The organism is Bradyrhizobium sp. 2S1 (assembly GCF_011516625.5).
Lineage (GTDB): Bacteria > Pseudomonadota > Alphaproteobacteria > Rhizobiales > Xanthobacteraceae > Bradyrhizobium > Bradyrhizobium septentrionale.
Genome location: NZ_CP147717.1, coordinates 4249948 through 4272534, shown reverse-complemented (window position 1 = coordinate 4272534; position 22587 = coordinate 4249948). Strand labels below are relative to the sequence as shown.

Annotated in this window: 25 protein-coding genes and 1 tRNA gene; 10 read left to right on the top strand and 16 right to left on the bottom strand. The window is 63.0% G+C overall.

What is annotated here, in order from left to right; genetic code table 11:
• Positions 1 to 44: 44 nt before the first annotated feature.
• From HAP54_RS20215 to HAP54_RS20175, 9 genes are all read right to left on the bottom strand, one after another.
• Complete coding sequence (locus tag HAP54_RS20215; protein ID WP_224742056.1) at positions 45 to 833, bottom strand: iron-sulfur cluster assembly protein; 789 nt, start codon at positions 831 to 833, stop codon at positions 45 to 47.
• Between the two features lie 5 nt (positions 834 to 838).
• Positions 839 to 1882, bottom strand: coding sequence for an amidohydrolase family protein (locus HAP54_RS20210; protein WP_166303137.1), 1044 nt, complete (start codon positions 1880 to 1882; stop codon positions 839 to 841).
• 112 nt (positions 1883 to 1994) lie between these two features.
• On the bottom strand, positions 1995 to 2351 hold the full coding sequence (locus HAP54_RS20205) for an MmoB/DmpM family protein (protein ID WP_166303134.1): 357 nt from the start codon (positions 2349 to 2351) through the stop codon (positions 1995 to 1997).
• 44 nt (positions 2352 to 2395) lie between these two features.
• Positions 2396 to 3499: an aromatic/alkene monooxygenase hydroxylase subunit beta gene (locus tag HAP54_RS20200; RefSeq protein ID WP_166303131.1), complete on the bottom strand. Its 1104-nt coding sequence runs from the start codon at positions 3497 to 3499 to the stop codon at positions 2396 to 2398.
• Positions 3500 to 3548: 49 nt separating this feature from the next.
• The gene (locus tag HAP54_RS20195) at positions 3549 to 4592 is read right to left on the bottom strand and encodes an NADH:ubiquinone reductase (Na(+)-transporting) subunit F (protein ID WP_414646225.1); all 1044 of its coding nucleotides are present in this window, start codon (positions 4590 to 4592) and stop codon (positions 3549 to 3551) included.
• Between the two features lie 96 nt (positions 4593 to 4688).
• A complete protein-coding gene (locus HAP54_RS20190) occupies positions 4689 to 6359 on the bottom strand; it encodes an aromatic/alkene/methane monooxygenase hydroxylase/oxygenase subunit alpha (RefSeq protein WP_166303128.1) in 1671 nt (556 codons plus the stop codon).
• A gap of 183 nt (positions 6360 to 6542) precedes the next feature.
• The gene (locus HAP54_RS20185) at positions 6543 to 6710 is read right to left on the bottom strand and encodes a hypothetical protein (protein WP_166214175.1); all 168 of its coding nucleotides are present in this window, start codon (positions 6708 to 6710) and stop codon (positions 6543 to 6545) included.
• 68 nt (positions 6711 to 6778) lie between these two features.
• A complete protein-coding gene (locus HAP54_RS20180; RefSeq protein ID WP_166303125.1) occupies positions 6779 to 7150 on the bottom strand; it encodes a hypothetical protein in 372 nt (123 codons plus the stop codon).
• 57 nt (positions 7151 to 7207) lie between these two features.
• A complete protein-coding gene (locus HAP54_RS20175) occupies positions 7208 to 8251 on the bottom strand; it encodes an NAD(P)-dependent alcohol dehydrogenase (RefSeq protein ID WP_166303122.1) in 1044 nt (347 codons plus the stop codon).
• A 338-nt stretch (positions 8252 to 8589) separates the two neighbouring features.
• Here HAP54_RS20175 and HAP54_RS20165 point away from each other — a divergent pair, with 338 nt between their 5' ends.
• Positions 8590 to 10467, top strand: coding sequence for a sigma-54-dependent Fis family transcriptional regulator (locus tag HAP54_RS20165; protein ID WP_166303119.1), 1878 nt, complete (start codon positions 8590 to 8592; stop codon positions 10465 to 10467).
• A 95-nt stretch (positions 10468 to 10562) separates the two neighbouring features.
• Positions 10563 to 10985, top strand: a complete 423-nt coding sequence (locus HAP54_RS20160; RefSeq protein WP_166303116.1) for an SseB family protein — start codon at positions 10563 to 10565, stop codon at positions 10983 to 10985.
• A gap of 65 nt (positions 10986 to 11050) precedes the next feature.
• Here HAP54_RS20160 and HAP54_RS20155 read toward each other — a convergent pair whose 3' ends face one another.
• Genes HAP54_RS20155 through madL form a run of 3 tightly spaced genes read right to left on the bottom strand, consistent with a single transcriptional unit; the run spans position 11051 to position 12972 of the window.
• Positions 11051 to 11767: a GntR family transcriptional regulator gene (locus HAP54_RS20155; protein WP_166303114.1), complete on the bottom strand. Its 717-nt coding sequence runs from the start codon at positions 11765 to 11767 to the stop codon at positions 11051 to 11053.
• Positions 11768 to 11773: 6 nt separating this feature from the next.
• On the bottom strand, positions 11774 to 12535 hold the full coding sequence (gene madM / locus HAP54_RS20150) for a malonate transporter subunit MadM (protein WP_166303111.1): 762 nt from the start codon (positions 12533 to 12535) through the stop codon (positions 11774 to 11776).
• Positions 12532 to 12972 carry a malonate transporter subunit MadL gene (gene madL / locus HAP54_RS20145; RefSeq protein WP_166303109.1) on the bottom strand — a complete coding sequence of 147 codons (441 nt, stop codon included), beginning with the start codon at positions 12970 to 12972 and terminating at the stop codon, positions 12532 to 12534. Before madL ends, madM begins: the two co-directional genes overlap by 4 nt.
• Before the next feature lie 193 nt (positions 12973 to 13165).
• Between madL and mdcA the strand changes: the two genes are divergently transcribed.
• The 7 genes from mdcA to HAP54_RS20110 are packed head-to-tail and all read left to right on the top strand — an operon-like array spanning position 13166 to position 19180.
• Positions 13166 to 14812: a malonate decarboxylase subunit alpha gene (mdcA, locus tag HAP54_RS20140; RefSeq protein WP_166303107.1), complete on the top strand. Its 1647-nt coding sequence runs from the start codon at positions 13166 to 13168 to the stop codon at positions 14810 to 14812.
• Between the two features lie 10 nt (positions 14813 to 14822).
• Positions 14823 to 15140, top strand: a complete 318-nt coding sequence (mdcC, locus tag HAP54_RS20135; protein WP_166303104.1) for a malonate decarboxylase acyl carrier protein — start codon at positions 14823 to 14825, stop codon at positions 15138 to 15140.
• A complete protein-coding gene (locus HAP54_RS20130) occupies positions 15137 to 16051 on the top strand; it encodes a biotin-independent malonate decarboxylase subunit beta (RefSeq protein ID WP_166303102.1) in 915 nt (304 codons plus the stop codon). Before mdcC ends, HAP54_RS20130 begins: the two co-directional genes overlap by 4 nt.
• Positions 16038 to 16775 carry a biotin-independent malonate decarboxylase subunit gamma gene (gene mdcE / locus HAP54_RS20125; protein ID WP_166303099.1) on the top strand — a complete coding sequence of 246 codons (738 nt, stop codon included), beginning with the start codon at positions 16038 to 16040 and terminating at the stop codon, positions 16773 to 16775. The genes HAP54_RS20130 and mdcE overlap by 14 nt, the downstream gene beginning before the upstream one ends.
• On the top strand, positions 16768 to 17415 hold the full coding sequence (gene mdcG, locus HAP54_RS20120) for a malonate decarboxylase holo-[acyl-carrier-protein] synthase (protein ID WP_166303096.1): 648 nt from the start codon (positions 16768 to 16770) through the stop codon (positions 17413 to 17415). The genes mdcE and mdcG overlap by 8 nt, the downstream gene beginning before the upstream one ends.
• Entirely contained in the window at positions 17412 to 18260 is an 849-nt protein-coding gene (gene mdcB, locus HAP54_RS20115) for a triphosphoribosyl-dephospho-CoA synthase MdcB (RefSeq protein ID WP_166303093.1), read from the top strand. Before mdcG ends, mdcB begins: the two co-directional genes overlap by 4 nt.
• Entirely contained in the window at positions 18260 to 19180 is a 921-nt protein-coding gene (locus HAP54_RS20110; protein ID WP_166303090.1) for an acyltransferase domain-containing protein, read from the top strand. Before mdcB ends, HAP54_RS20110 begins: the two co-directional genes overlap by 1 nt.
• A gap of 128 nt (positions 19181 to 19308) precedes the next feature.
• Here the strand turns inward: HAP54_RS20110 and HAP54_RS20105 are convergent.
• The 4 genes from HAP54_RS20105 to mnmA all read right to left on the bottom strand — a co-directional run bounded on the left by HAP54_RS20105 (position 19309) and on the right by mnmA (position 21767).
• A tRNA-Met gene (locus HAP54_RS20105) sits at positions 19309 to 19385 on the bottom strand.
• A gap of 115 nt (positions 19386 to 19500) precedes the next feature.
• Positions 19501 to 19818 carry a hypothetical protein gene (locus HAP54_RS20100; RefSeq protein ID WP_414646207.1) on the bottom strand — a complete coding sequence of 106 codons (318 nt, stop codon included), beginning with the start codon at positions 19816 to 19818 and terminating at the stop codon, positions 19501 to 19503.
• A gap of 89 nt (positions 19819 to 19907) precedes the next feature.
• Entirely contained in the window at positions 19908 to 20546 is a 639-nt protein-coding gene (locus tag HAP54_RS20095) for a class I SAM-dependent methyltransferase (RefSeq protein ID WP_166303084.1), read from the bottom strand.
• A 24-nt stretch (positions 20547 to 20570) separates the two neighbouring features.
• On the bottom strand, positions 20571 to 21767 hold the full coding sequence (gene mnmA / locus HAP54_RS20090; RefSeq protein WP_166308097.1) for a tRNA 2-thiouridine(34) synthase MnmA: 1197 nt from the start codon (positions 21765 to 21767) through the stop codon (positions 20571 to 20573).
• Between the two features lie 359 nt (positions 21768 to 22126).
• Here mnmA and HAP54_RS20085 point away from each other — a divergent pair, with 359 nt between their 5' ends.
• A complete protein-coding gene (locus HAP54_RS20085) occupies positions 22127 to 22459 on the top strand; it encodes a hypothetical protein (protein ID WP_166303081.1) in 333 nt (110 codons plus the stop codon).
• The last annotated feature ends 128 nt before the right edge of the window (positions 22460 to 22587 follow it).

Here is a 22587-nt window from a genome sequence, read left to right as displayed (position 1 = left end):
GTCTGAACGAGTTTTCGATGCTGCGCGCCCGCATCACGGCCCTGTTACGTACCCGGCGACGCCGGCATCGTCCTCGATTTCGGTACGAACGGTGTCTCGAGGTCGAACCGCGCGGCAAGGAGGCCACGGCACAGCGCGCCGTTGAATTCGGCATTGATGCCGACGCGCCGTAGATTCGATACGTATCCGGCAAGGCTGTCGGCGCTGAGCCGTGCTCCGTTCGCATCGACAAAGGCAGGCTCATCGCCGCTTGCCGGGCCTACGACGGCACGCCGCTCAAGATAGCGCTGAATCAGCTTCTCACCTGCATCGTCGAGCGGCAGGCAACCCAGCTCCCTCAACGTCAGGCTCACGATCTCTGCTGGCGACTGCCCCAGCGCAACGAGGTGGCTGAGCAGTGCAACCTGGCGGCGCTGGAACGCCTTGACGAGGAATGTCTGACGCAGGTCATCGAGGCTGCCATCGGCCTCGGCGCCAAACGTTTCCTGGAACGAGCGCCCCTGGGCGAGGCCCGCATTGATCTTGTCGGCATACATGTGCTCACCCAAGACCACGCTGACGCCCTTGACCCAGTCCAACGCGCTGACGGCCCGGCGCATGTCGTCTGCCATCAGGAATGAGAAATTGGCAGCGCACCAATAGGTCGGCAAGCGAAACTCGATGTGGACATGGTCCTTCGAGTCGACATTGGCCCTGGTCACGAAATTCAACTCGGTGACGGACTCGTCGAGTTCCGGATCCATCACGCCCTGCAAGCAGGCCCATATCTGGGACTGCCTGTCATCCGACGAGCGGCTTCTCGGCCGCTCCCTCCCCTCAGCGCCACGCTTCATGACCATCACCTCGGCGCGTGAACGGCTTCGGGCAAGTGGGCATAACCGCCGCCGGCCCGGATCATCTTCTTCTGCGCCTCGACATCGATGCCGTAGATGCGGGCGGCGTTGAGGCCGAGAATCTTGGTCTTGGCCTCCATCGACAACACCGAACCGGTCTCCTTGGTGACGTCGGCCGGAATCTCGAATGCCATGAACTTGTCGATCAGCCATTTCGGCGTCCAGATGCCGTAATCGCTGCCGTAAAGGATCTTGTCCGGTCCAACCCAGAACAACAGTTCGGAAATCACATGGGCGAAATAACCCGGCCGCGAATGGATGAAGGGCAGCGCCACCGCGAGACCCGCATAAACGTTGGTCTCCTGGGTCGCGATCCAGCAGAAATCGTCAAGCCGCGGCAAGCCGCAATGCTCGACGATGAAATTCAGGTCCTGGAACGAGGTCGCGACATCATCGATGTCGGCCACATCGAACGCATCGCGGTTGAGCGGGATGATCGTCGGCCCCTTGTGGACGTGGATATTCTTGATGCCAAGCTTTTGCGCGGCCTCGAGATACTGGTAGGACGCCTTGTCGGTCAGCTTGTAGCCCTTCGATTCGCCGCGCCATTCCGCGGTGTAGAGCTTGACGCCCTTGAGTTTGTGCTTCTCGGACAGCGCATGAAGGGCTTCCAGGCCCTTGGTGCCGTCACGCGGATCGAACGCGCCATTCAGGATGAAGCGATCCGGATGGCTCTTCTTCATCGCCGAATTTCGTTCGGTGGTGTTGAAACCACTCTTGTAGAAATCGGTGAGGTAGGTCGGTTGCAGGATCGCCATGTCGTCATAGCCGGTGACGAACAGGTCGTCGAACATTGTCTTGGCATCGTATTTCTCGAACTTCTCCTTCTCCCATTTCTCCGAGGGCGGGCTCAGGTTCGAGTGGTAGGCGTAGAAGCAGTCGATGAACTGCTTGCCGTGGATGTTCTTCTGGTTTGCCGGACTTCCATCCCAGAAATGCGTATGCCCATCGATGACAAATATCTCTTCACCCTTGGCTGTCCTGTACATGGCGTTTCTCCCGATCCCGCTGGATGGCGTATTGTTATGAGGCGGCGCGATTGATGTCGTCGAATGAGCCCGGCCGGCGTCGCGCCGGCCAGGGTTTGTTCGCAGGCGGCCGTCAGACGATGTATTTCATCATCTCGTTCATGTCGCCGAACAGCATGACGGTGTTGTCATCCGTCATCACCATGCGGCCGTAATGCGTCGAGGTCGAGATCTCGAAGAGATGCCGGGTCATGACCCGGCCGAGCTCTTCCGAAATCTCGTCCATCTTGAATTCCATCTTGCCGTCGCCATCGATGCGGATCATCGCCGGCATGTACGTCACCTTGATGTGGTCGTGACGGCTCATGACCTCGGCAATGGCGCGCGCCTCGACACTGTCGTTCATGGTGACCCCGCATTGATGCGACACCGTGTCCTCGAACGTGATGTCCTTCATCGATTTGAAGATGTTGTCATTCTCGTGCAGCATGTCGATCTCCTGAAGAATTGAGTGAAGATGTGAAGCAGTATTGGTTACGACGCGAGATTTGCGGGAACCGTCAGGCCAAGCTCGGCAGCGATGCCCCTGATGCGATTCTTCGCGTGCGCCAGCGCGTCGGCGAAAGCCGCGACCTTGACACGCGGCTGCGACCAGATCGGCTGCAGATGATTGGCCGCATCAAGCGCGAGATCGGCATGCTTGCCCAACCATTTGTTGAACAACGCAAGGTTCTGCGCCGCGTAGGTCGGATCGGTGCCGAGGATGTGGAACAGCTCGACGGTGTTGGCGAGATTGCGCTCATAGTCGGCTTCCGCGGCGGAGACGACGGCCGGAGTGATGAAATCGTTCTGCGCAGATGCCGCCTGCATCAGGAAGCCTGAGCGGAAGAGTTCTCCGAGAAGCGGCTCGAACACCACATTGGTCGCAAAATATTGCTCCAGATAGTCGTTTGAACCCATCACCGACTCAACCGACTTGCGCACGCCCTGCCAGATCGGATCTTCCAGCCAGTGCTTCTTGCCGGCGGCAATGTCGTAGCCTGGAAGGTCGAGGCCGATTTCGCTCAGATAGAGAGTGATGTCCTGCGCGAAGCGAAGCTTGTAGGACGAGTTGGTCAGGATCGCATTGTTGACCATCTGCGTGTAGCCGTAACGCTGCGCCTGCATCGTGGACGTGCCGAGACCGAACTCGGCATGCTTGTAGGCGCCCAGATGGTTCTGCAAAATCTTCACCCAGGCGGGATCGAAGCGGGTTGGCGCTCCCGATTTCCGGCCATTCTCGATGGTGTTCTGCACCATGCCGCAGATCGTCGACTGGCGCTGATAGTGCGTGCGCTCCCATTCCTGGTCGACGGCGCGGAACTTGTGCCAGTTCGAACTTTTCGCAGCCGTCCAATCCTTGGAATAGGTCGGCGTTCCGTCCGGGAAGGAGATGATCCAGTCCTGCAGCAGATAGCGCTCCGGATCCGGCTGAACGTCGACCGTCATGTCCTCGTAGTGGGTCGCCTTGCGGCCCTTGGGTTCGAAGTAGTTGTACTTGCGGCTGTCGGACCCCGGGAACACCGCGGCCCCCGCCGCCCCGGATTTGACGATTGCTGCCGGCTTGGTCGCTGCTGCTCTGCTTGCTTGCGCGCTCATTGCTCACTCCCTTTTGCCATTCTGTTCTGCGACGAACTTTTGAACGCCGTCATCGCACCGCCGGCGTAAACTTGTCGAAGTAGATGTGGTCAGGCTCGACCCCGTTCATTTGCAGGACGGGCAATACGGCGTCGATCATCGGAGTCGGCCCGCACGCGTACGCGTCGATGGCGCCGCTGAATTTCTCCTCGCGCAGATGGCGCAGCACGACCTCGTGGATCAGCCCGGTCTCGCCGTCCCAGCCGTCATCCGCCTCCGCGTGCGACAGCGCCGGCACGAACTTGAAGTCGTCGAGCCGCCCCGCGATAGCTGCCAGCTCCTCGAGGTAGAACAGATCGGCGCGCGTGCGGGCTCCGTAGAAAAACCGCACCGGCCTCTGCTCCCCGCTCCCGATGTGATCGGCCAGGATCGACCACAGCGGCGACATCCCCGAGCCGCCGCCGATCAGCAGCATCGGACCCGGGCGCTCTTCACGCCGGAAGCAGGTGCCATACGGCCCCTTGGCGGTCACGGCGTCATCGACGCCCAATTTCCCGTCAAGCTGGGACGAAAACGCCCCGTTCGGATATTTCTTGATGATGAAGCGGAGATGGGTGCTCTCGCTGGGCGGGTTCGCCATCGAAAAGGCGCGGGTAATGGTGCCATCCTGAAGCGTCAGATCTACATACTGGCCGGCCCAGAACTTCATCGGCCGCTCGATCTCGATCTCCAGCAATCTGATGTCCGACGTCAGCGCGTGGATCGCAGCCACGCGGCCGGCAAATGCCTTCACCGCGATCGAACGGCTGAGCAGGTCTTCGTCATAATTGAGCAGTTCGACACTGATATCGCTGTAGACGTGCGTACGGCACAACAGCACATGTCCGGTCTCGCTCTCGTAGTCCGGCAAGGCGAAGGTCGAGTACTTCAGCAGTTCGATGTCTCCGTCGACGAGTTTCGATTTGCAGCTGCCGCACTGGCCTTCCTTGCAGCCGTGCATCAGCGAGATGCCCTGACGAAACGCGGCGTCAAGGACGGTCTCGCCCTCCTCCACTTCCATCTCGATACCCACTGGCTCGAAACGAACCTTGTGAATCCGCACGTCCGTCATCATCTGGGCCTTGTCATGGCAGTTGAACAGAACGATCGGCAAAGCGCTTGCCGATCCCGGCAAGAGGGGCCGCAAGGAGCGGCCCCTCCCGTCGTCATTTTAGTTGCAGGGATTGATCTTGAAGCCCTTGCGATATTCGGCCGTCGCGACCTCGCGTTCGGCGGGCGAAAGTGCCCTGAAGCCACGCAGCGGACTGCCGAGCGTGTGTCCGCGCACGTGATCGAGCGTCCACATGTCCTTGGCGTCGAAGCGCAGATGCGGTTGCGCGATCATGGTCTTGCCGTCGGGCCGGACAAAGCCGAGATCCTTGATCGCATCAGCGACATCCCAGCCGTGATAGCAATCTTCCCATTCACGGCGACCGCTGAAGCGGCCCATGGCCGGCGTCGCCCGCCCCTCGTATTCGGCGGCGAACGCCACCTTGTGGGTCCAACGGCAGCCTTCCGAACAATAGGTGTAGATCTTGCCGTCGACCTCGTCGCAGACGAAGTCTTCACGGATCAGGCACGGAACCATGCAGCTCCAGCACCGATGCGGGTACGTGTAGCCCACTTCGCTGTTGAAGAGGATGTTGGTTTCGCCGGGTACGCTGAGCTTTGCGTGCCACTTCCAGAAGTCGCCGAATTCAGCGTACCAGCCCGGATATTTGTGCTCGAACCACTCGAAGTCCCGCTCGGTCTGAGCCTCGATGCGCCAGAAGTTCACCGACCAGCCGACCGTGAAGAACTGCGCGGTCTTGTGGACATAGTTCTTCTTGACGATCCGATCCCAGGCGGCGGCGACGTCATCGTGATGGATCTTGATGCCGTACTTCTCGAGCGGCAGCATGTAGGTCCGGTAATAGTCTTCGTAGATCCAGCGATGCCAGAGCTCGGCGTAGGATTCCTTGTTCTTGTCGCGGTTGGTCGTGCCGTACTCGATGAACGTCCCGATCGCGGCATCGACAATCGCGTGATTCTGCCAGAAGGCGTATTTCAGGTCGCGCTCCAGCAACTGGTGGTTCGACGGATCGTTGATCATCGCCATCAGCATCGAGTGACCGTTACCGATATGGCGGGATTCGTCCGACTGAACCGACAGGAACACCGTCGGCAGCGCGTAGTCGCCGTTGCGGGCGGCTTCTGACGGCATCGCCACGAACAGCGTATTGGTGAAGGCGGTTTCCGCGACGACCGTCAGATAGACGTTGGCCGCGGTGATTGCATCACCGGTCAGGAAACCCTCGGCGAACTGGCGGCCGATCGTGGTCGCATAGCACTTGCCGAACGCGGCTTCCGTGATATCGAACCCCGCCGGGTCGATGTAGTTCTCCATGTACCACTTCTTGAGGTTCATCTGGATCGTCGAGTGACGGAACTCATCGACCATCTGCATGGTAAAGCCGGTGCGCAATTCCTCACCGGGGGCCAGCCGCCCGACCATCGCCATCGAACGCGCCGCCGAGATCTCCGGGAACGGGATGATCGCCAGGAACAGCTTCATCCACTCGACCCATCGCGGCTCGACATTGCGGAACATGTCGCCCCGCAACGCCGCATCCAGCGCACCATAGACGCGGTTGTCCTTTTCTTCCTGCATCGGGAAATACGACCGCAGGACCTGCTTCATCGGGTCGCGCGGCGTCTTCGATATCTTGTAGTCGGTCGGGAAGGTCATCGCCTCCTGCACGTAGCTTGGCGTCCAGCCAAGGTCCGCGACACGGTTGGCCGCTTCAGCGATGCTGATGCCTTTCTGCGCGGTTATCTTGTTCAGTGTCAGACTTGCAGTCATTTCCAGCTCCTTTGAACGTTGCGTTGCTTCCGGCATTCTCGCTTTTGATCCCAGGTCAAAACCCCTGGTTCGCACTGTTGAAATTCTCGGCCGCAAAACTCACTTTGAGTCCGTTAAATGGATTGATCGATCTGCTGACTCGTCGTTCCACGTCAGCCCGATTTCTCGGCGCTGACGGTCTCGTCACCCTCCGCTGGCTCGTTTGATGAGAGGTTTTCCTTCGGCGACGAACTTCGCCGAGAGAACCAGTGCGCCGGTGGCGAAATCCTTGCCGTGCGCGGCGATCATGGCCTCCGTGATCTCGGCCAGCTGAATGAAGAAAGCGTCTTTCGACCTGGCTTCCTCGCTCATGTCCGGTTGCGGAGACGGCATGTGTGGCTGTTCCTTTGATGCAATCATGGTTGCGTTGTTCCTGCTCATCATGCGTGCCCCGAACGTTGGTGGTCGCCGGACGAAGGACCGTTGTCGATCTCACGCAGGGACGTGTTGAGCCATTCACGCTCGGCCACCAGGCGTCGTTGCTCCTCCCGGAGCATCTCCAGGCGCGCGATCGCGCGTTCCAGTTCGGCAAGCGCGTCGCTTCCGGGCTCGGCGCGCGCCGCGCCACGCACGGCGCAGGCAAGTTCGATTTCGGCTCCGCCGCGCGCATGCTCATTCTTGATTTGCATCTCGTTGTTGTCGACCATCTCGTCGATCAGCCTGTCCCGAGCGATCATCCGATCGCGGGCGCGCTGCAATTCAGCAGCTTCCTCGACGGTGATCGGCGGCTGGCGTCGGCTGTCCTTTGTCACTCGCGCCACTCTCGTTCGATGATCTGGTCCGATGCTTCGCATCTCGCGGTACATGCCCTACGGGATCAGGACCGCACGGCCATGAATGCGTCCATGATGCAGATCATGAAGCGCGTCATTGGCCTCGCTCAGCCTGTATTCCCTGGTGTGGAGTTCGACGAGGCCGCGATCCGCGAGCGCCATCAGCTCGACCAGCTCGGCATATGTGCCGACTAGGTTGCCGACGATGGTCTTTTCCGACGTGATCATGTCGATGGTCGGGATATCGATCTTCCCGCCATACCCGACGATGTAGTAGTAGCCGGCGTTCGCTGTCATCGACAGGCCTTTGGCGATAGCGTCACCCTCGCCAACGAAATCGATCACAGCCTCCGCGCCCCGCCCGCCGGTCAGCGCCAGCACGGCTTCGACTTCATTGCCGTCTGCCTTCACGACATGATGCGCACCGCACTTCTTGGCGAGTTCGAGCGACTGTTCGGCGCGATCGACCACGATGATTTCTGCCGCGCAGAGCGCTGCGAGAACCTGGATGCCGATATGACCCAGCCCACCGGCGCCGATCACCGCGACATACTCGCCGGGCAGCCGATGGCGGGATGCCTTCTTCGCGGCGCGATAAGCCGTCAGCCCGGCATCGGTGTAGGGAGCAACATCCTTCGGTGCGAGCGACTTCGGCAGCTTGATCAGCGAGCGCTGTCCCGTCAGCAGATACTGCGCATAGCCGCCATTGGCATTGATGCCGGGAAACGAGCTGTCCAGCGCATGCATGTCGTCGCCGCGCCGGCATGCGAGACAATGCCCGCTGGTCACCAGCGGATGGCAAATCACGCTGTCGCCAACCTTGCCCCCTTCGACACCCGGGCCGATCGCTTCGACCCAGCCGGCGTTCTCGTGGCCCATGATGTATGGAAGCTTGACGTCGACCTTGCTGCGCCAGATGCCTTCAACGATGTGCAGATCGGTGCGACAGACACCGGCACCGCCGATGCGCACGATCACGTCCATCGGGCGCGAGATCTTCGGGTCAGTCACGTCCTGGAATTTGACGAACTCCTTCGCCGTCAGCTTCTCATCGAACTCATGAAGCACCGCCGCTTTCATTGAACAGCCTCCCCGGCAAAATTTTTTATTCTGTCGATCTGACGCGATCGCCATCCCGCTAAACAGTTGAGCAAGGGCTGTGCCAAGCGCACAACGGCCTGATCTTTCTATTGTTCTTGCCATCGCTGAAGTGCTCGCGCCGATCCGCCTCGGAGCAGACTTTGCGCGCGACTGTTCCGAGACGGAACAGTTTGGCGACTGCAACAGCGCGGGAGCAGAAATTTGGATTTTCAGTTGTTTGATCTATGATCGCGAGAACCGCGCCACGCGCGAGAACGACCCGAACCGGGCTACGACCAAGAGGAATTCGCCAAGCAGCGACTCCGGGAGGAGCTAGGATGCTGACCGCCAGCCGACGCATGGACAATGCTTGGATGACGCTCGATCACCGCGGTGCGCCGCCGGCAGAGCTTTTGTCAGCCGACATCTACGACAGCTGGATGCGCTGCATTTCGCTTGGTCTCGACACATTGCGCCCTCCATCGCCCGAGTTCGTGAGCTCCGCGGTTCTGCGTCAGGAGCAGCAGCGCTGTTCACTGATTCGCGGCCTCGCGCTCGCGGAGATGCACACGCTGCATCAGCAGATTGCCGGCTCCAATTTCATGATCGCCTTTGCCAATGCCGACGGCCTGCTGCTCGACATCATCTCGGACTCGAGCTTCAGTGATGCCTCGAACGCCGCGAGCATTCGGCCCGGCACCATCTGGACCGAAGCCATTTGCGGCACCAACGGCCTCGGCACCGCCGCGTATCTCAAGCGGGCCATCGTCGTTCACGGGGGCGAGCACTTCTTCTCGCGCTACAACAATCTTACATGCATCGCGGCGCCGATCTTCGCGCCCGATGGCGAACTGGCCGGAATACTGGACGCGTCATCGGATTGCATGTCGAGGCAGGCGCATACCCAGGCGCTCGTCGCGATGGCCGCAACCCAGATCGAGAATGGTCTATTCCGTGAACATCACCGCGGAAACATCCTGATCGCTTTCCATAACCGCGGCGAGTATCTGCATACGTTGAGCGCGGGCCTGCTGGCCGTCGACAACGAGGGCAGGATCCTTGCAGCCAACAGGGCCGCAAGCGTCCTGCTGCATGGCCTGCCAGCCTCGCCGGGTCGTCGCTTCGCCGACGTCTTTCGTACGAAATTCAGCGCCTTTGTCGATGAAGGCCGGCGCAAGGAACGCCAGCGCCTCGAGGACGAGGTCGGTAGCCAGTTCGTCGCAACAATCGAGAACGCACGCCAGTTCTCGATGATGCAGGCCATCTCGCGGCCCCGGCCGCCGACGCCGAAGGACGTCCCCACCCAGTTCGTCTCCGCCGATCCGGCGATGGCTTCCGTTGTCCAACGGGTGGGGGTCGCTGCGGTCCGCAAGATGCCGATCCTGATCCGTGGCGAAACCGGCACCGGCAAGGAGCAACTCGCCCGCCATGCTCATGCCGCCAGTGGACGGACCGGCGCTTTCGTCCCGGTGAATTGCGCAGCGCTCCCCGACAGCCTGATCGAGGCGGAGTTGTTCGGCTACGCCGAAGGCGCTTTCACCGGAGCCAAGAAAGGCGGGGCTGCGGGACTGTTCAAGGAAGCGGACGGCGGAACGCTCTTCCTCGACGAGATCGGCGACATGCCGGTGACGCTGCAGGCCGTGCTGCTGCGCTTTCTGGACGATTGGACTGTCCGGCCGGTCGGCGGCACCAAGCGTCAGGTCGACGTCCTCCTGGTGTCTGCCACCAATGCCAATCTCGACGACTCGATAGCGAAGGGCCTATTCCGATCGGATTTGCTGTTTCGCCTCAACACGCTGGAGGTGACGTTGCCGCCTTTGCGCGAGCGTTCCGATTTCGCCGAGATCGCGCGGCATTTGATCCACAAGATCGATCCCTTGATGGATTTGACCGGAGGGGCGATCGATCGTTTGGCCGAACTCGATTGGGATGGAAACATCCGCGAACTGCGCAACGTGCTTTCCCGATTGTCGCTGGCCGAGCCGGGAGATCTGATCGACGAGACATCGGTCGAGTCCGTACTTGCGCATTCCGGCGGCGAGCGCCTGACCGGCAAGGCGGTGGGTGGTGGGCTCAAGGCCAATCTGCATGAGATTCAGCGCTCGCATGTGCTGACCGCGTACGCCGAAACCGGCAACAACATCAGCAAGACCGCGCGCCGCCTTGGCGTGTCGCGCAATACGATCTATCGCGCCCTGCGCGGCAACAAGGACTAGCACGATCGCGGCGAAGGCGCCGCGACGACTCGATCCGGCTGTAACTGGAGGCGCTGAAGTCCAGCCCCTCGTCGGGTTCAATTGGGAGTGTCGCCATGTTCGAACCGGAAAACAGTCTCGAAGCCCTGATGCAGGCCGCCGCAAGGGACGCCAGCATCGTTCCCGCATTCTATCGCGCCTTGCTCGAGACGGAGATTTACATTCTGACGCCGGAAGCGCCGATGAAACCCGGACGCCGTCGCTCGCTCAAATTTCAGGAAGAGATCAAGGTCGCAACGGTCGAATTCCAGAACATGACATGGCACCCCACCTTCACCTCAAAGAAGCGCATCTACGACTATATAAAGGAGCCTGAGGTGTGCCTTGGCGCCGCTGCGCGCAATCTGTTCGAAATGTTGCCTGACTCTAATTTCTGGCTCAATCCGTTGTCCGAATGTCAGAAGCCGCTGCCCGCCACCGAAATCGCTCTCCTCATGAGTGGCAAGATCTTTGGCATGGCGATGAAGTCCGCGCGATAGGCGCGGTGCTCCTGCAACATTGCGCCCATCCGGTTTGCATCAACAGAAGTTCATCGCCGCTCTTGTCAGACGTTGTCGGGCTCAGGCCGATCAACGGGCCTGAGGCGATCATCGATGTAGCGCCTGAGCGCCGCGGCCGCGTTCAGCATATGCGCACGCATCCTGCGCGATGCTGAATCGCCATCGCCTTCCGCGATCGCCTGCATGATGGCCTCATGCTCCTCGCGAGACCGCCGAATACGATCGCCCTGGCGCAATTGAGTTCGACGGAAGGCGCTGAGACGGGCGCGGACATCTTGCGCTTGCTCCGCAAGGAACGAGTTGTGCGTCGCCCGGTAGATGCATTCGTGGAATTGCCGGTTGAAGGCATCATAGGCATCAACGTCGTTCGCCTCGACCATCGCACGCGATCCGTCGTGGAGCTCGATCAGGTGACTGCGCTCGAGCGGCGTCATGCGATAGGTCGCAAGCCTGACGCACATCGCCTCCACCTCGGCGCTGGTCTCGAACATGTCCATGATGCGCTCGGGCGTCATGCGTGCAACGACGACCCCACGACGCCCACGGACCTCCACCAACCCGCTGACGGCGAGCTGCCGGAGAGCCTCCCGCACCGGAGTCCGGGAAGCCCCAAAGCGATCGGCAAGCTGCTGTTCTTCCAAGGCCGCCCCGGCGACGAGCGCGCCGGATGCTATCTCGTCTGTGAGCGCGTTTCGGATGCGGTCGGAAAGCAGACCACCATCGTCTTCCGCTTCGGCTACGACTTTCAAGAAACTCACCATTTTCAGTTAACCCGTGATCGCGCGCACTGCGAAATACAGGACAGAGGGGGCAACCAGACACCCCAAGCCGGTATGAAATGTCGCAGTCAACGCGCCATACGGGACCAGACGCCGATCGGTTGCCGCAAGCCCTCCCGAAACGCCGCTGACCGTTCCCATCAAGCCGCCGAACACCATTGCGCTGCGCGGATTGTCGAGGCCGATCATCTTCGCCACGAAGGGCGTACCGATCATCACGATCACTGCCTTGAATACACCGGTCGCGATCGAGAGCGCAATGACCGGTGAGGATGCGCCGATCGCCGCCCCCGTGACCGGCCCCACGATATAGGTGACCGCGCCGGCACCGATCGTCGTCAATGATTCGGCGTCGGTGTAGCCAAACGCCGCGGCGACGACAACGCCCAGAATGAACGGAACGACGGTTCCCAGTCCGAGTGCAATCGCGCCGATCACGCCGGCCTTGCGCGCATGAACGACATCGACCTCGAAGGCGGTGGCGACGATGGCAAAGTCCCGGAGCATCGCGCCTCCCATCAGGCCGATCCCGGCGAGCGCCGGCAGGTCGGCCACACCCTTCTCACCGCCGGTGGAGATGCCTCCGAAAAAGGCCAGCACGAGACCCAGCATGATCGCGATCGCCGAGCCGTGAATGCGCCCGAAGGTGAGATATTTCGAGATTGCTCCGGATACCCACATCAGGATTCCGACAGCGGCGAACGCGGTCACCAGCGAATTCGCGGTGAGAACGTGAGACGTCATGTTCATCCGATCCTCCCGGACTTGAACTGAGGCACTGGCGCGGCGAGCACTTCAGCCTCTCGCGCCTCGATCTCGTCCATCGTCTCGACACGACCGCTGAACCGACCGATCAGGGCCACCATCGCGAAACACACCGCGACCGCCCCGATCCCCGCAATGACGACGATCGGACCGCCTTTTGCAGCAGCGACCACGTTTTGCTGCGCCGCCATCGCGACCACGATCGGAATGTAGAAGCTGCCCCAGAACTCGACGCCGGTCTTAAGCCCATGGCTGAGCAGGCCGCGCCGCACCAGCCAGAGCCGGGCCGCGATCAGGAACATCATCGCAATGCCGACGCCGCCGACATTGGCCTTAACGCCGAGGGCAACGCCGAGCAGGTCTCCCAACAGGCCTCCGAGCAGGGTGCAAATCGCGAGCAGTGCAACGCCGGAAATGGTCACGGGCGCCTCCCCTCAGAGAATGAGGCGCGATGCCCCTGGCTTGGACGCCTTGTATCCATTCGCATCTTAAATTCCCTCCTATGTATGCGAATATCCATCGCTTATGAATATGCGTATACAATAATTGACAATCCAATGCAATACGCATACATTAGCGTCCATTGAAGCCAATCCCGCATGCCAAGGAGGCGAGATGAGCGATTGGGGTATGCAAAAGGCCGCCCTCGGAGAGCGCCTGGCGGCCGGTCAACGGCACGCAAAGGGCAAGATTGTCCCGATCCCGAGCCTGCCTGCGTTTCTGAAGGCGGTGATCCGGTCAGGCGACCGGGTGTGCCTGGAGGGCGACAATCAGAAGCAGGCCGACATCCTCGCCTCGGCGCTCGCGAACCTCGATCCCCAGGATGTCCGCGACCTGCACATGGTGCAATCGGGCGTGGTCCTGCCCGCGCACCTCGACATCTTCGAAAAGGGCATCGCGCGGCGGCTCGACTTTTCCTATTCAGGCCCGCAGTCGGCCCGCATCGCGCGGATGCTTTTCGGGGGCAAGATCGAACTCGGCGCCGTGCATACCTATCTCGAGCTGTTCGCCCGCTACTTCATCGATCTGACGCCGAACGTCGCTTTGATCGCGGCGGTAAGCGCCGACAAGGACGGCAATCTCTATACGGGGCCGAACACCGAAGACACACCGACGGTGGTCGAGGCGACCAGCTATAAGAACGGTCTCGTCGTGGCGCAGGTCACCGAGATCGTCGACAAGGTCCCGCGCGTCGACATCCCCGGCGACCTCGTGCATTTCGTGGTCGAAGCTGGCCGACCGTTCTACGTCGAGCCGCTCTTCACCCGCGACCCGGCAGCCATCACTGAAACCCAGATCCTGACGGCGATGCTGGCCATCAAGGGAATCTACGCGCCCTACGGCGTGCGCCGGCTCAATCACGGAATCGGCTTCAATACCGCCGCGATCGAGTTGTTGCTGCCGACCTATGGCGAGAAGCTCGGCCTCAAGGGCAAGGTTTGCACCCACTTCGCGCTCAATCCGCATCCCACGATGATTCCGGCGATCGAAGCCGGATGGGTCGAGCAGATCCATTGCTTCGGATCGGAAGTCGGCATGGAGGATTACGTCGCCGCGCGCTCCGATATCTTCTTCACCGGGCCCGACGGATCGCTGCGCTCCAACCGTGCCTTCTGCCAGACGGCGGGCCTCTATGCCTGCGACATGTTCATCGGATCGACGCTTCAAATCGACCTCGAAGGCCACAGCTCGACGGTGACGACCAGCCGCATCGCAGGCTTCGGCGGCGCGCCCAACATGGGCTCCGACCCTCGCGGCCGCCGCCACCCGAGCGAACCCTGGCTCAAGGCGGGCGCCGAGGCTGCGCCCGACTCCTCCCCCGCGCTGCGCCGCGGCCGCAAGCTCGTGGTGCAGATTGGAGAGACCTTTGGTGACCGCAATGTCCCGCTCTTCGTCGAGCAACTGGATGCGCTTGAACTGGCGCGCAAACTCGATCTCGATCTGGCGCCGGTGATGGTCTACTCCGACGACGTGACGCACATCGTTACCGAGGAAGGCATCGCCAACCTCCTGATGTGCCGCAACAAGGACGAGCGCGAGCAGGCCATCCGCGGCGTTGCCGGCTACACCGACGTCGGCCGGGCGCGTGATGCGAAGCTCGTAGAGCAGCTCAGGCAGCGCGGCGTGATCAGGCGCCCTGAAGATCTCGGCATCGATCCGCTCGACGCCGACCGGCGCCTGCTGGCGGCCCGCTCGATCAAGGATCTCATGCTGGCTTCCGGCGGCCTCTACCGTCCGCCCAGCCGCTTCCGGAACTGGTGAGGAGTTTTGAATGGAAACGCTCAGCTTCAGACTATCTGCCCCGACACGCGCCGGCGGCACCCGCATCCAGGCGATCGTCGGCGTCGTCGCTTCCGGCAACCTCGAGGTTCTGCTGGAACGCGCTTCGCCGGCCGACACCTGCGTGATCGACATCGCGACCGCGGCCCACGGCTTCGGTGCGGTGTGGGACGCCGTCGTGCGCGACTTCGTCGCCCGCCGCCCTGCCGGTGGCTTGCGTATCTCGATCAATGACGGCGGAGCCCGGCCCGACACGGTCGCGCTGCGCCTCGCGCAAGGCATCCGCAAGATCGAGGAGCCGGAACGATGACCGCGGCCACAGCCAATACGGTTTCGCTGAGCTGGTACGAGGCGAGCGCCCGGCAGCGCATAGAAGCGCTGGTCGATGCCGGCAGCTTTGCCGAATTCATCGGTCCCGAGCAGCGCGAGATGAGCCCGCATCTGGCGATCTTCGACCTGCCGGAGCAGTTCGACGACGGCATCGTCGTCGGACGCGGCCGCCTGGAAGGATCGCCCGTGCTCGTCGCAGCGCAGGAAGGTCGCTTCATGGGCGGCGCCTTCGGTGAGGTCCACGGCGCCAAGCTCACCGGCCTGCTGCGCGCGGCACGCACACTGAACCAGGATGTGCTGATCCTGTTCGACACCGGCGGTGTTCGTCTTCAGGAGGCCAACGCCGGTGAGCTCGCGATCTCGGAAATCATCCGCGCGGTGGTCGAGGCGCGGCGCGCCGGCGTCAACGTGATCGGACTGATCGGCGGACGCGCCGGATGCTATGGCGGCGGCAGCCTGATCGCCGGCAGCTGCTCGCGCCTCGTCGTCTCCGAGCAGGGGCGGATCAGCGTCAGCGGCCCCGAGGTGATCGAGACCAACAAGGGCGTCGAGGAATTCGACTCACGCGATCGGGCCCTCGTCTGGCGCACGATGGGAGGCAAGCACCGCTACCTCATTGGCGGCGCCGACACGTTCGTTGACGACGAGGCGCTGGCGTTTCGACAGGCGGCGATCGATGCACTCACGATCAGGCGCGATTGCGGCGTAGCGGTTCTCGAAGCCGAGCAGAAGCGCCTGGAGCGACGCCTGCAGCGTTTCGGCGCGTCCAAGGATGCCGTCGAGATCTGGCAGGCGCTGGGCGTCGGTCAACCGGCCGATATCCCATCGCTTTCGACCGACGCGTTCCTTCGCGCGGCAAACAACAGGGAGAACGCCGATGGTGCTCGATGACATTCTGACGAGCCTGTTCCCCAGCGGCAGCGATATCGACGTCATCGCCGCGACGATCGCGGGAAAGGCGGTCCTTCCCGGTGCAGGGCCGGTCCACGTGCTCGGCATCACGCAGGGACAGCCGCTCGGCGTGGACGAGGCGATTATGCTCGCTGGACGCGTGATCGAGATCGTCAGATCAGGCGATCGGGCTCCGATCCTGTTCCTGGTGGATTCCTCAAGCCAGCGCATGAGCCGACGCGACGAATTGCTCGGCCTCAGCGAATACCTGTCGCATCTCGCCAAAGCCTTGCTGCTGGCGGAAGCGGAAGGCCACCGCACCGTCGCCCTGCTCTACGGCGGCAGCGCGGCCGGAGCGTTCATCGCGACGGCGCTTGCCGCCGGCACGCTGGTCGCGCTGCCCGGCGCGCATCCCGCGGTGATGGATCTGCCGTCGATGGCGCGGGTCACCAAACTTCCGATCGATATGCTCAAGGCCAAGGCAGAAGCGACACCGGTGTTCGCTCCGGGCCTCGAGAACATGGTGCAGACCGGCGGCATTCACGTCGTCTGGGACGAAAATGCGCCTTTGGCGCCGCAGCTTGCGGCCGTGCTGCAACGGCCGCAAGGACAGGATGATCGCGGCCGGCGCGGCGCCGAACGCGGCGGACGGCGGAAAGCGGCCGAACTGGCTGAACGCGTTGCCGTCGCGGCAGCCTTACATCGGGGATCGCAAGATGGTTGAAGCTCTCGCGCGCCACAGTATGGTGAAGGCCTCGGCGTCCGGATGGACCGCCGTGATGAGCCGTTATCCCGAACTCGCCAGCGAGCCGATCGTCGCAGGCTGGGTGCACGCCGGCCGTCCCCTCATCGTTCGCCGGCCGGCTTGCAGCGATACTGCCGGCATGATTCCGCTCGGTCTGCCACTGCCGCCGAGCCACGGCAAACGGCGCATTGCGATCTCACTCGCCGCGGCCGATATCGTCGCATCCGCCCCGCCCCCATTGCTGGCCGACGCCGCCGCGACGGCGCCCGCAGCTTGGGGCGAGACGATCGACGAGCTTATCCAGCTTTTGCCGGAGACCCGCACCTTTGGCAGCCTGGCCTGGCAGCATCTCACCGGCCTTCGCTATCTTTCGAACAGTTCGGACCTTGATCTGCTCTGGCCGCTGTCGGCAGCCAGGCGAGGAGATACTCTGCCGTCCGACATCGCCCGGATTGCACAGCGGGCGCCGATGCGGCTGGACGGTGAGATCGTCGGTCCGGCAGGAGGGGTTCAATGGCGCGAACTGACCGGCGCTGACGAGGACGAAGTGCTTGTGAAAGGCCCGACCGGGGTCACCAGCACGACGCGGGCAGCCTTTCTCGCGGGTCACGTGTCATGAACGTTGCACTCAAATGGCAATCGCGGCCGGAATCCGCGCTTGATGCGGAGCAGCTCGGCCATCTGGCATCGTCTTGCCTGAAGCTCGAAGTCGAGACCTATCCCAAGCCGGGGTTGGTCAGCCATGTCGACAATGGCGCGCATGGCGACATGGACGCCGAGCTCCTGTGCCGCAGCGCCGAAACCCTGAAGCCGTTCTTCAGCGATCTGGCAGCCGCAGGCGCCGAGGGCGCCGGCATGAACCGGTTGCGCGCGATCGGAGTTGCGGCGGAGCGCGCCATGCTCGCTGCAACCCGCGGCGTCAACACGCATCGCGGCGCGATCTTCGGATTAGGCCTGCTCTGCGCCGCGGCCGGATATCGTGGCGCGCTCGGCATCCGCAAATCGCTCGGCGACCTGGTGTCGCGGCGCTGGGACAAAGACATCCTTTCAGGTCCCATATCCCTGCGCAGCCATGGCGCCGTCGCCTCGCGGCGCTACGGCGCCGGCGGCGCCAGGGCGGAAGCCGCCCATGGCTTTCCGTCGGTGTATGACATCGCCCTTCCCGCGCTGCATGCGGCGCGGAGGCTCGTTCCTCATGATGAGGAAGCGGTGCGCATTCAGACATGCATGACGCTCATCGCCGACGTCACCGACACTAACCTGTTGCATCGGGGCGGACCGGAAGGATTGCGCTTCGTGCAGGCCAGCGCATCCGCATTTCTGGCGGCAGGAGGCATCGGATCTGCCGGCTGGCGGAGACGAGCGGTCGACATTCATCACGCGTTCGTGGCGCGCAATCTGAGCCCGGGCGGCTCGGCGGACCTGCTGGCCATGGCCCTCTTCGTCGATCGACTGGAACGCTGATGCTTGCACTGCTCTGCGGCGGACAAGGCACCCTCTCGGACAAGATCTTCGATCTGGTCGCGGAGCAGCCCGCCGCGAAGCCGGTTTTCGACGCAGCAACCACCTGTCTCGGCGAGGATCCGCGACAGCTCGTCAGGACACAAAGCGTGGACGTATTGTCCACCAACCGTGTCAGCCAGATCCTGACCGTCACGTCGGTGCTCGCGATCCACGCCTGCATTGCCGACCTGCTGCCTGAACAGACTGCCGTCACAGGTTACAGCGTTGGTGAGATGGCGGCCTGGAGCATCGCCGGAATATGGACAGCCGACGAAGCCCTCCGACTGACAGATGTTCGCGCGCGCCAGATGGACCGCGCGGCCGGACCAGATGGCCGCCTCGGCTACGTCCGCGGGCTCGACCGGGCCGCGCTCGAACGTCTGCTGGAACACCACCGCTGCGAGATCGCGATCAAGAACCCCGACCTCCTGTTCGTGATCGGAGGCGCAGAGCGGGACGTCATCGAGCTCTGCCGGGAAGCGACAAGACAGGGCGCCGCACGCACCGGCCTTCTCGCCGTGAAAATCGCATCGCACACGTCACACCTCGCGCAGGCCTGCGCGCCGCTGCAACAGGCGCTCGACGGCAGCAGACGCGCCCCCGTCGCAAGCGAGCTGATCCTGCTTTCCGGGGGCGACGGCGAGCGCATCTTCTCTGCAGGGAGTGCAACAGCGAAGCTCGCAGGCCAGGTCGCGTGCCCCATCGACTGGGAAGCGACCTTGGAAGCCCTCGCAGAGCTGGGAGTCACCAGGGTGTTGGACCTCGGCCCAGGACATCCGCTTGCAGAGATGGCGCAGGCCTTCCTGCCATCCATTCGGTGCTACGCCACGGACGGATTTCACACGGTCGACGGCTTGCGAGGCTGGGTTGCTTCCAGGTAGCCGGTACGCATGACTTTAGACGCGGAGTCTCACAGCAGGCGACGCAGAGGCCGCAGAAGCGGCCGCCCAAAATGCCCTGCTCGGCAAAGCCGCTTACCCCAACCGGGCAACGGGTGTGTGGAGAAAGGTGGTAGCGGGAGAGGGACTTGAACCCCCGACCCCAGGATTATGATTCCCGTGCTCTAACCAGCTGAGCTACCCCGCCATGGGCTCGCGAACGTCGGCGTGCAGCCGCGGGTGCGAACGGGCGGCATATAAAGAGTGGCATGCTCGCCTGTCAAGCAAAGGCGGACAGAGTCGCAACTTATTGCAGACAGAGGCTATTTCGGCCGCACCGATGGGTCGCCGCCAGGGCTGCCGGGCGGTGGAATCACCGGCGTGTTGCCGCCTTGCGGGGTCGGCGCACGCATCTCGGGATCGACGCCGGCCGGCGGGCACAGCACGCCGTCGGATTTGGCGAGCTTGTCGCCCAGCGCCTGGCCGGTGGTGGTTCCCTCCGGAACCACCACGCCGGTATGCGAAGGCTGTTGCGGCGCGCAATTCACGGCAGCGCGCGACGGTGCCGGCGGCGCGGTCCGCGCCGGCGGCGTGGTAGGCGTCGGCGGCGCCTGCGCGGCGGCCACAACGGGTGCCGTCATCAGCACACAGTAAAAAGCCAGCGTTCGAATCCTCATGACGGGAGAACCGTGACGACGCGCCGATGTTCCCTATGAAAATCGCCGCAGCCTCACGATTTGCGGAATCGGATCAGCGAGAAGTGCCCCATCGGCGGCATCGGCCGACGCTCCGCGAGACTGACGCCGCCATGCTTGGCAGCCCAATCGGTCAGCCGCTCCCACGGGAATTCCGGACGCCAGCCGAGCCGCCGCGCCAGCGGCGCAAAGGCGAGCTCGAAGATGCGGCGCGGACCGCTCTCGGCGCCGATGTGATTGACCAAGATCAGTTCGCCGCCGGGCTTCAGCACGCGAACAAAATCATCCAGCGTCGCCTCGGGATCCGGCACCGCGGTAATGACGTATTGCGCGACAACCGCATCGAAGAACGCATCCGGAAATGCGAGGTTCTTGGCGTCCATCACCGCCAGCGTCTCGACATTGGAGAGGCCCAGCGCGCGCACGCGCTTCAGCGCCCGCCGCAGCATCGGCTCGGAAATATCGACGCCGCACAGTTTTGTGGTGGGCGCATATTCCGACAGCGACAGCCCGGTGCCGACGCCGACATCGAGCACGCGCCCGCCGATCCGGTCGGCTTCCGCAATCGTCGACTGACGGCCCTGATCGAACACCTTGCCGAACACCAGATCGTAGATCGGTGCCCAGCGGCCATACGCCTTTTCGACCCCCTCGCGGTCGATGTCCCCAGCCATTCCCTGCCCCGACGTTTCTTCTGTCTATCCGCGAACCGCATCGGCGAGCGCCGCCGCCGCATCCCGCACAGCCGCCCGCGCCACGCGGCTCGCGCTCGCACTCCTGATGAAGCCACCGCCGAGCACGCGCGCCTGCCCAGAGGCTGCGTCGTAGAACACGCAGGCCTGGCCGGGCGACACGCCCTCCTCGCCGGCGACGAGCTCGACCTCATAGCCGCCATCGGCGGCGCGCAACCACGCCGGCTGCGGCGCGCGCGTCGAACGCACGCGGACATACAGCTCGATGCCCTCGCCGATCACGCGATCCAGCGCGCCGTCGCCGATCCAGTTGACGTCGCGCAGCGCGATGCGATCCATCCGCAGCGCCTCGCGCGGCCCGACCACGACACGGCGCGTCGCCGCATCGAGTTTGACCACATAGAGCGGGCTGCCCGAGGCAATGCCAAGGCCCTTGCGCTGGCCGACGGTGAAATGAACGATGCCCTGGTGCTGGCCGACGACATTGCCGGCGAGATCGACGATGTCGCCCGGCGCGATCGCATTCGGCTTCAGCCGTCCGATGATGTCGGTGTAGCGGCCGGTCGGCACGAAGCAGATGTCCTGGCTGTCCTGCTTGTCGGCGACCTCGAGATCGAAGCGCCGCGCAAGCTCGCGGGTCTGCGGCTTGGTCATGTCGCCGAGCGGGAAGCGCAGGAAGTCGAGCTGCTCGCGCGTGGTGGCGAACAGGAAATAGCTCTGGTCGCGGTCGGCATCCGCCGCGCAAGTCAGCGAGCGCGATCCGTCGGCCAGCCGGCGCGAGGCGACATAGTGTCCGGTGGCGAGCGCCTGCGCACCGAGCTCGCGCGCGGTTGCGAGCAGATCGCGGAACTTGACCGAACGGTTGCACTCGATGCACGGCACCGGCGTCTCGCCGAGCGCGTAGCTGTCGGCGAAATTGTCGATCACGGATTCCTTGAACCGGCTTTCATAGTCGAGCACGTAATGCGGGATGCCGATCCGCTCGGCGACATTGCGCGCGTCGTGGATGTCGCGGCCGGCGCAGCAGGCGTCCTTGCGATGGGTCGCGGCGCCGTGGTCGTAGAGCTGCAGCGTGATCCCGACCACGTCATAGCCTTGCGACTTCAACAGCGCAGCCGTCACCGACGAGTCGACGCCGCCGGACATGGCGACGACGATCCGTGTGTCTTCAGGGCGGCTTTCGAGATCCAGACTGTTGAGCATCTTCAAGGGGTCATTGAGCAGTGTCGCGGCGAGCTTACGCACTCCGCGACGAAATTGGAAAAGCCTTTTATCCAGAATGCCTTAGAACGCATCCACGGCGGCTTCGGTCGGTTCAGGACGCGTCGGAGGCCACCTTTAATATAGGCCGTATTCCGGTGAGGCAATCCGGCGGAAACGACGCGTTGCCGCGCGCGGACGGCAAATCTTGCCGCCGGGCAAAAAGGAGACCCGTCGGGAACCTGTTCCAGTCCATGAAGGCGACACGTAACCATCTGAAATAGCTGAGTATTTATTGCACGCCATGATTGGCCCGCTCCTTGCTGACAAAAGCCCGGAAGTCTCATTTGCGAGGGTTGGCAGTGGTCAGCGTCACGTCGGAAGCATTGGCAAGCCGGTCTTTTCAGGGCACGACGCCGCGGTCGTCGCGGCCCGACCCCGCCGCGCAGGCGGGGAACGACGGCTTTGCCGCGCTGGTCGACAGCAGCACTTCGTCCAGCAACGACTCGAGCCGCTACGACTCGCAACCGGCGCCGTCGCGCCGCTCCGACGATTCGTCCTCGACGACGGATACGCGCTCCCGCGACACCACGACGGCCCCCGACCGGACGCGGGATTCCAGCAGTTCGCCTGACGACAAGAAGGTCGATAGCGACAGCGACGCGCAAGACCAAGTCGAAATCCAAGTCGGATGACGCGAGCACCGATACGCCATCCACCGATGACACGCCGGCCACGACGCAAGCCGTTGCGCAGCCAAATCCATCCAGTGCTGCCACGGCCGCCGCGGTGATTGCTGCCGCTACCGCTGCTCCGGCGGCTG

Coding starts and splice junctions, on each gene's coding strand:
- HAP54_RS20200 (WP_166303131.1), bottom strand. CDS start 3,499: ATGAGCGCGCAAGCAAGCAGAGCAGCAGCGACCAAGCCGGCAGCAATC.
- madM (WP_166303111.1), bottom strand. CDS start 12,535: ATGAACATGACGTCTCACGTTCTCACCGCGAATTCGCTGGTGACCGCG.
- mdcA (WP_166303107.1), top strand. CDS start 13,166: ATGAGCGATTGGGGTATGCAAAAGGCCGCCCTCGGAGAGCGCCTGGCG.
- mdcE (WP_166303099.1), top strand. CDS start 16,038: ATGGTGCTCGATGACATTCTGACGAGCCTGTTCCCCAGCGGCAGCGAT.
- HAP54_RS20100 (WP_414646207.1), bottom strand. CDS start 19,818: ATGACGGCACCCGTTGTGGCCGCCGCGCAGGCGCCGCCGACGCCTACC.
- HAP54_RS20215 (WP_224742056.1), bottom strand. CDS start 833: ATGAAGCGTGGCGCTGAGGGGAGGGAGCGGCCGAGAAGCCGCTCGTCG.
- mdcB (WP_166303093.1), top strand. CDS start 17,412: ATGAACGTTGCACTCAAATGGCAATCGCGGCCGGAATCCGCGCTTGAT.
- HAP54_RS20110 (WP_166303090.1), top strand. CDS start 18,260: ATGCTTGCACTGCTCTGCGGCGGACAAGGCACCCTCTCGGACAAGATC.
- HAP54_RS20130 (WP_166303102.1), top strand. CDS start 15,137: ATGACCGCGGCCACAGCCAATACGGTTTCGCTGAGCTGGTACGAGGCG.
- HAP54_RS20205 (WP_166303134.1), bottom strand. CDS start 2,351: ATGCTGCACGAGAATGACAACATCTTCAAATCGATGAAGGACATCACG.
- HAP54_RS20190 (WP_166303128.1), bottom strand. CDS start 6,359: ATGACTGCAAGTCTGACACTGAACAAGATAACCGCGCAGAAAGGCATC.
- HAP54_RS20195 (WP_414646225.1), bottom strand. CDS start 4,592: ATGATGACGGACGTGCGGATTCACAAGGTTCGTTTCGAGCCAGTGGGT.
- mdcC (WP_166303104.1), top strand. CDS start 14,823: ATGGAAACGCTCAGCTTCAGACTATCTGCCCCGACACGCGCCGGCGGC.
- HAP54_RS20155 (WP_166303114.1), bottom strand. CDS start 11,767: ATGGTGAGTTTCTTGAAAGTCGTAGCCGAAGCGGAAGACGATGGTGGT.
- HAP54_RS20160 (WP_166303116.1), top strand. CDS start 10,563: ATGTTCGAACCGGAAAACAGTCTCGAAGCCCTGATGCAGGCCGCCGCA.
- HAP54_RS20165 (WP_166303119.1), top strand. CDS start 8,590: ATGCTGACCGCCAGCCGACGCATGGACAATGCTTGGATGACGCTCGAT.
- HAP54_RS20175 (WP_166303122.1), bottom strand. CDS start 8,251: ATGAAAGCGGCGGTGCTTCATGAGTTCGATGAGAAGCTGACGGCGAAG.
- HAP54_RS20095 (WP_166303084.1), bottom strand. CDS start 20,546: ATGGCTGGGGACATCGACCGCGAGGGGGTCGAAAAGGCGTATGGCCGC.
- mdcG (WP_166303096.1), top strand. CDS start 16,768: ATGGTTGAAGCTCTCGCGCGCCACAGTATGGTGAAGGCCTCGGCGTCC.
- HAP54_RS20185 (WP_166214175.1), bottom strand. CDS start 6,710: ATGAGCGAGGAAGCCAGGTCGAAAGACGCTTTCTTCATTCAGCTGGCC.
- mnmA (WP_166308097.1), bottom strand. CDS start 21,767: ATGCTCAACAGTCTGGATCTCGAAAGCCGCCCTGAAGACACACGGATC.
- HAP54_RS20210 (WP_166303137.1), bottom strand. CDS start 1,882: ATGTACAGGACAGCCAAGGGTGAAGAGATATTTGTCATCGATGGGCAT.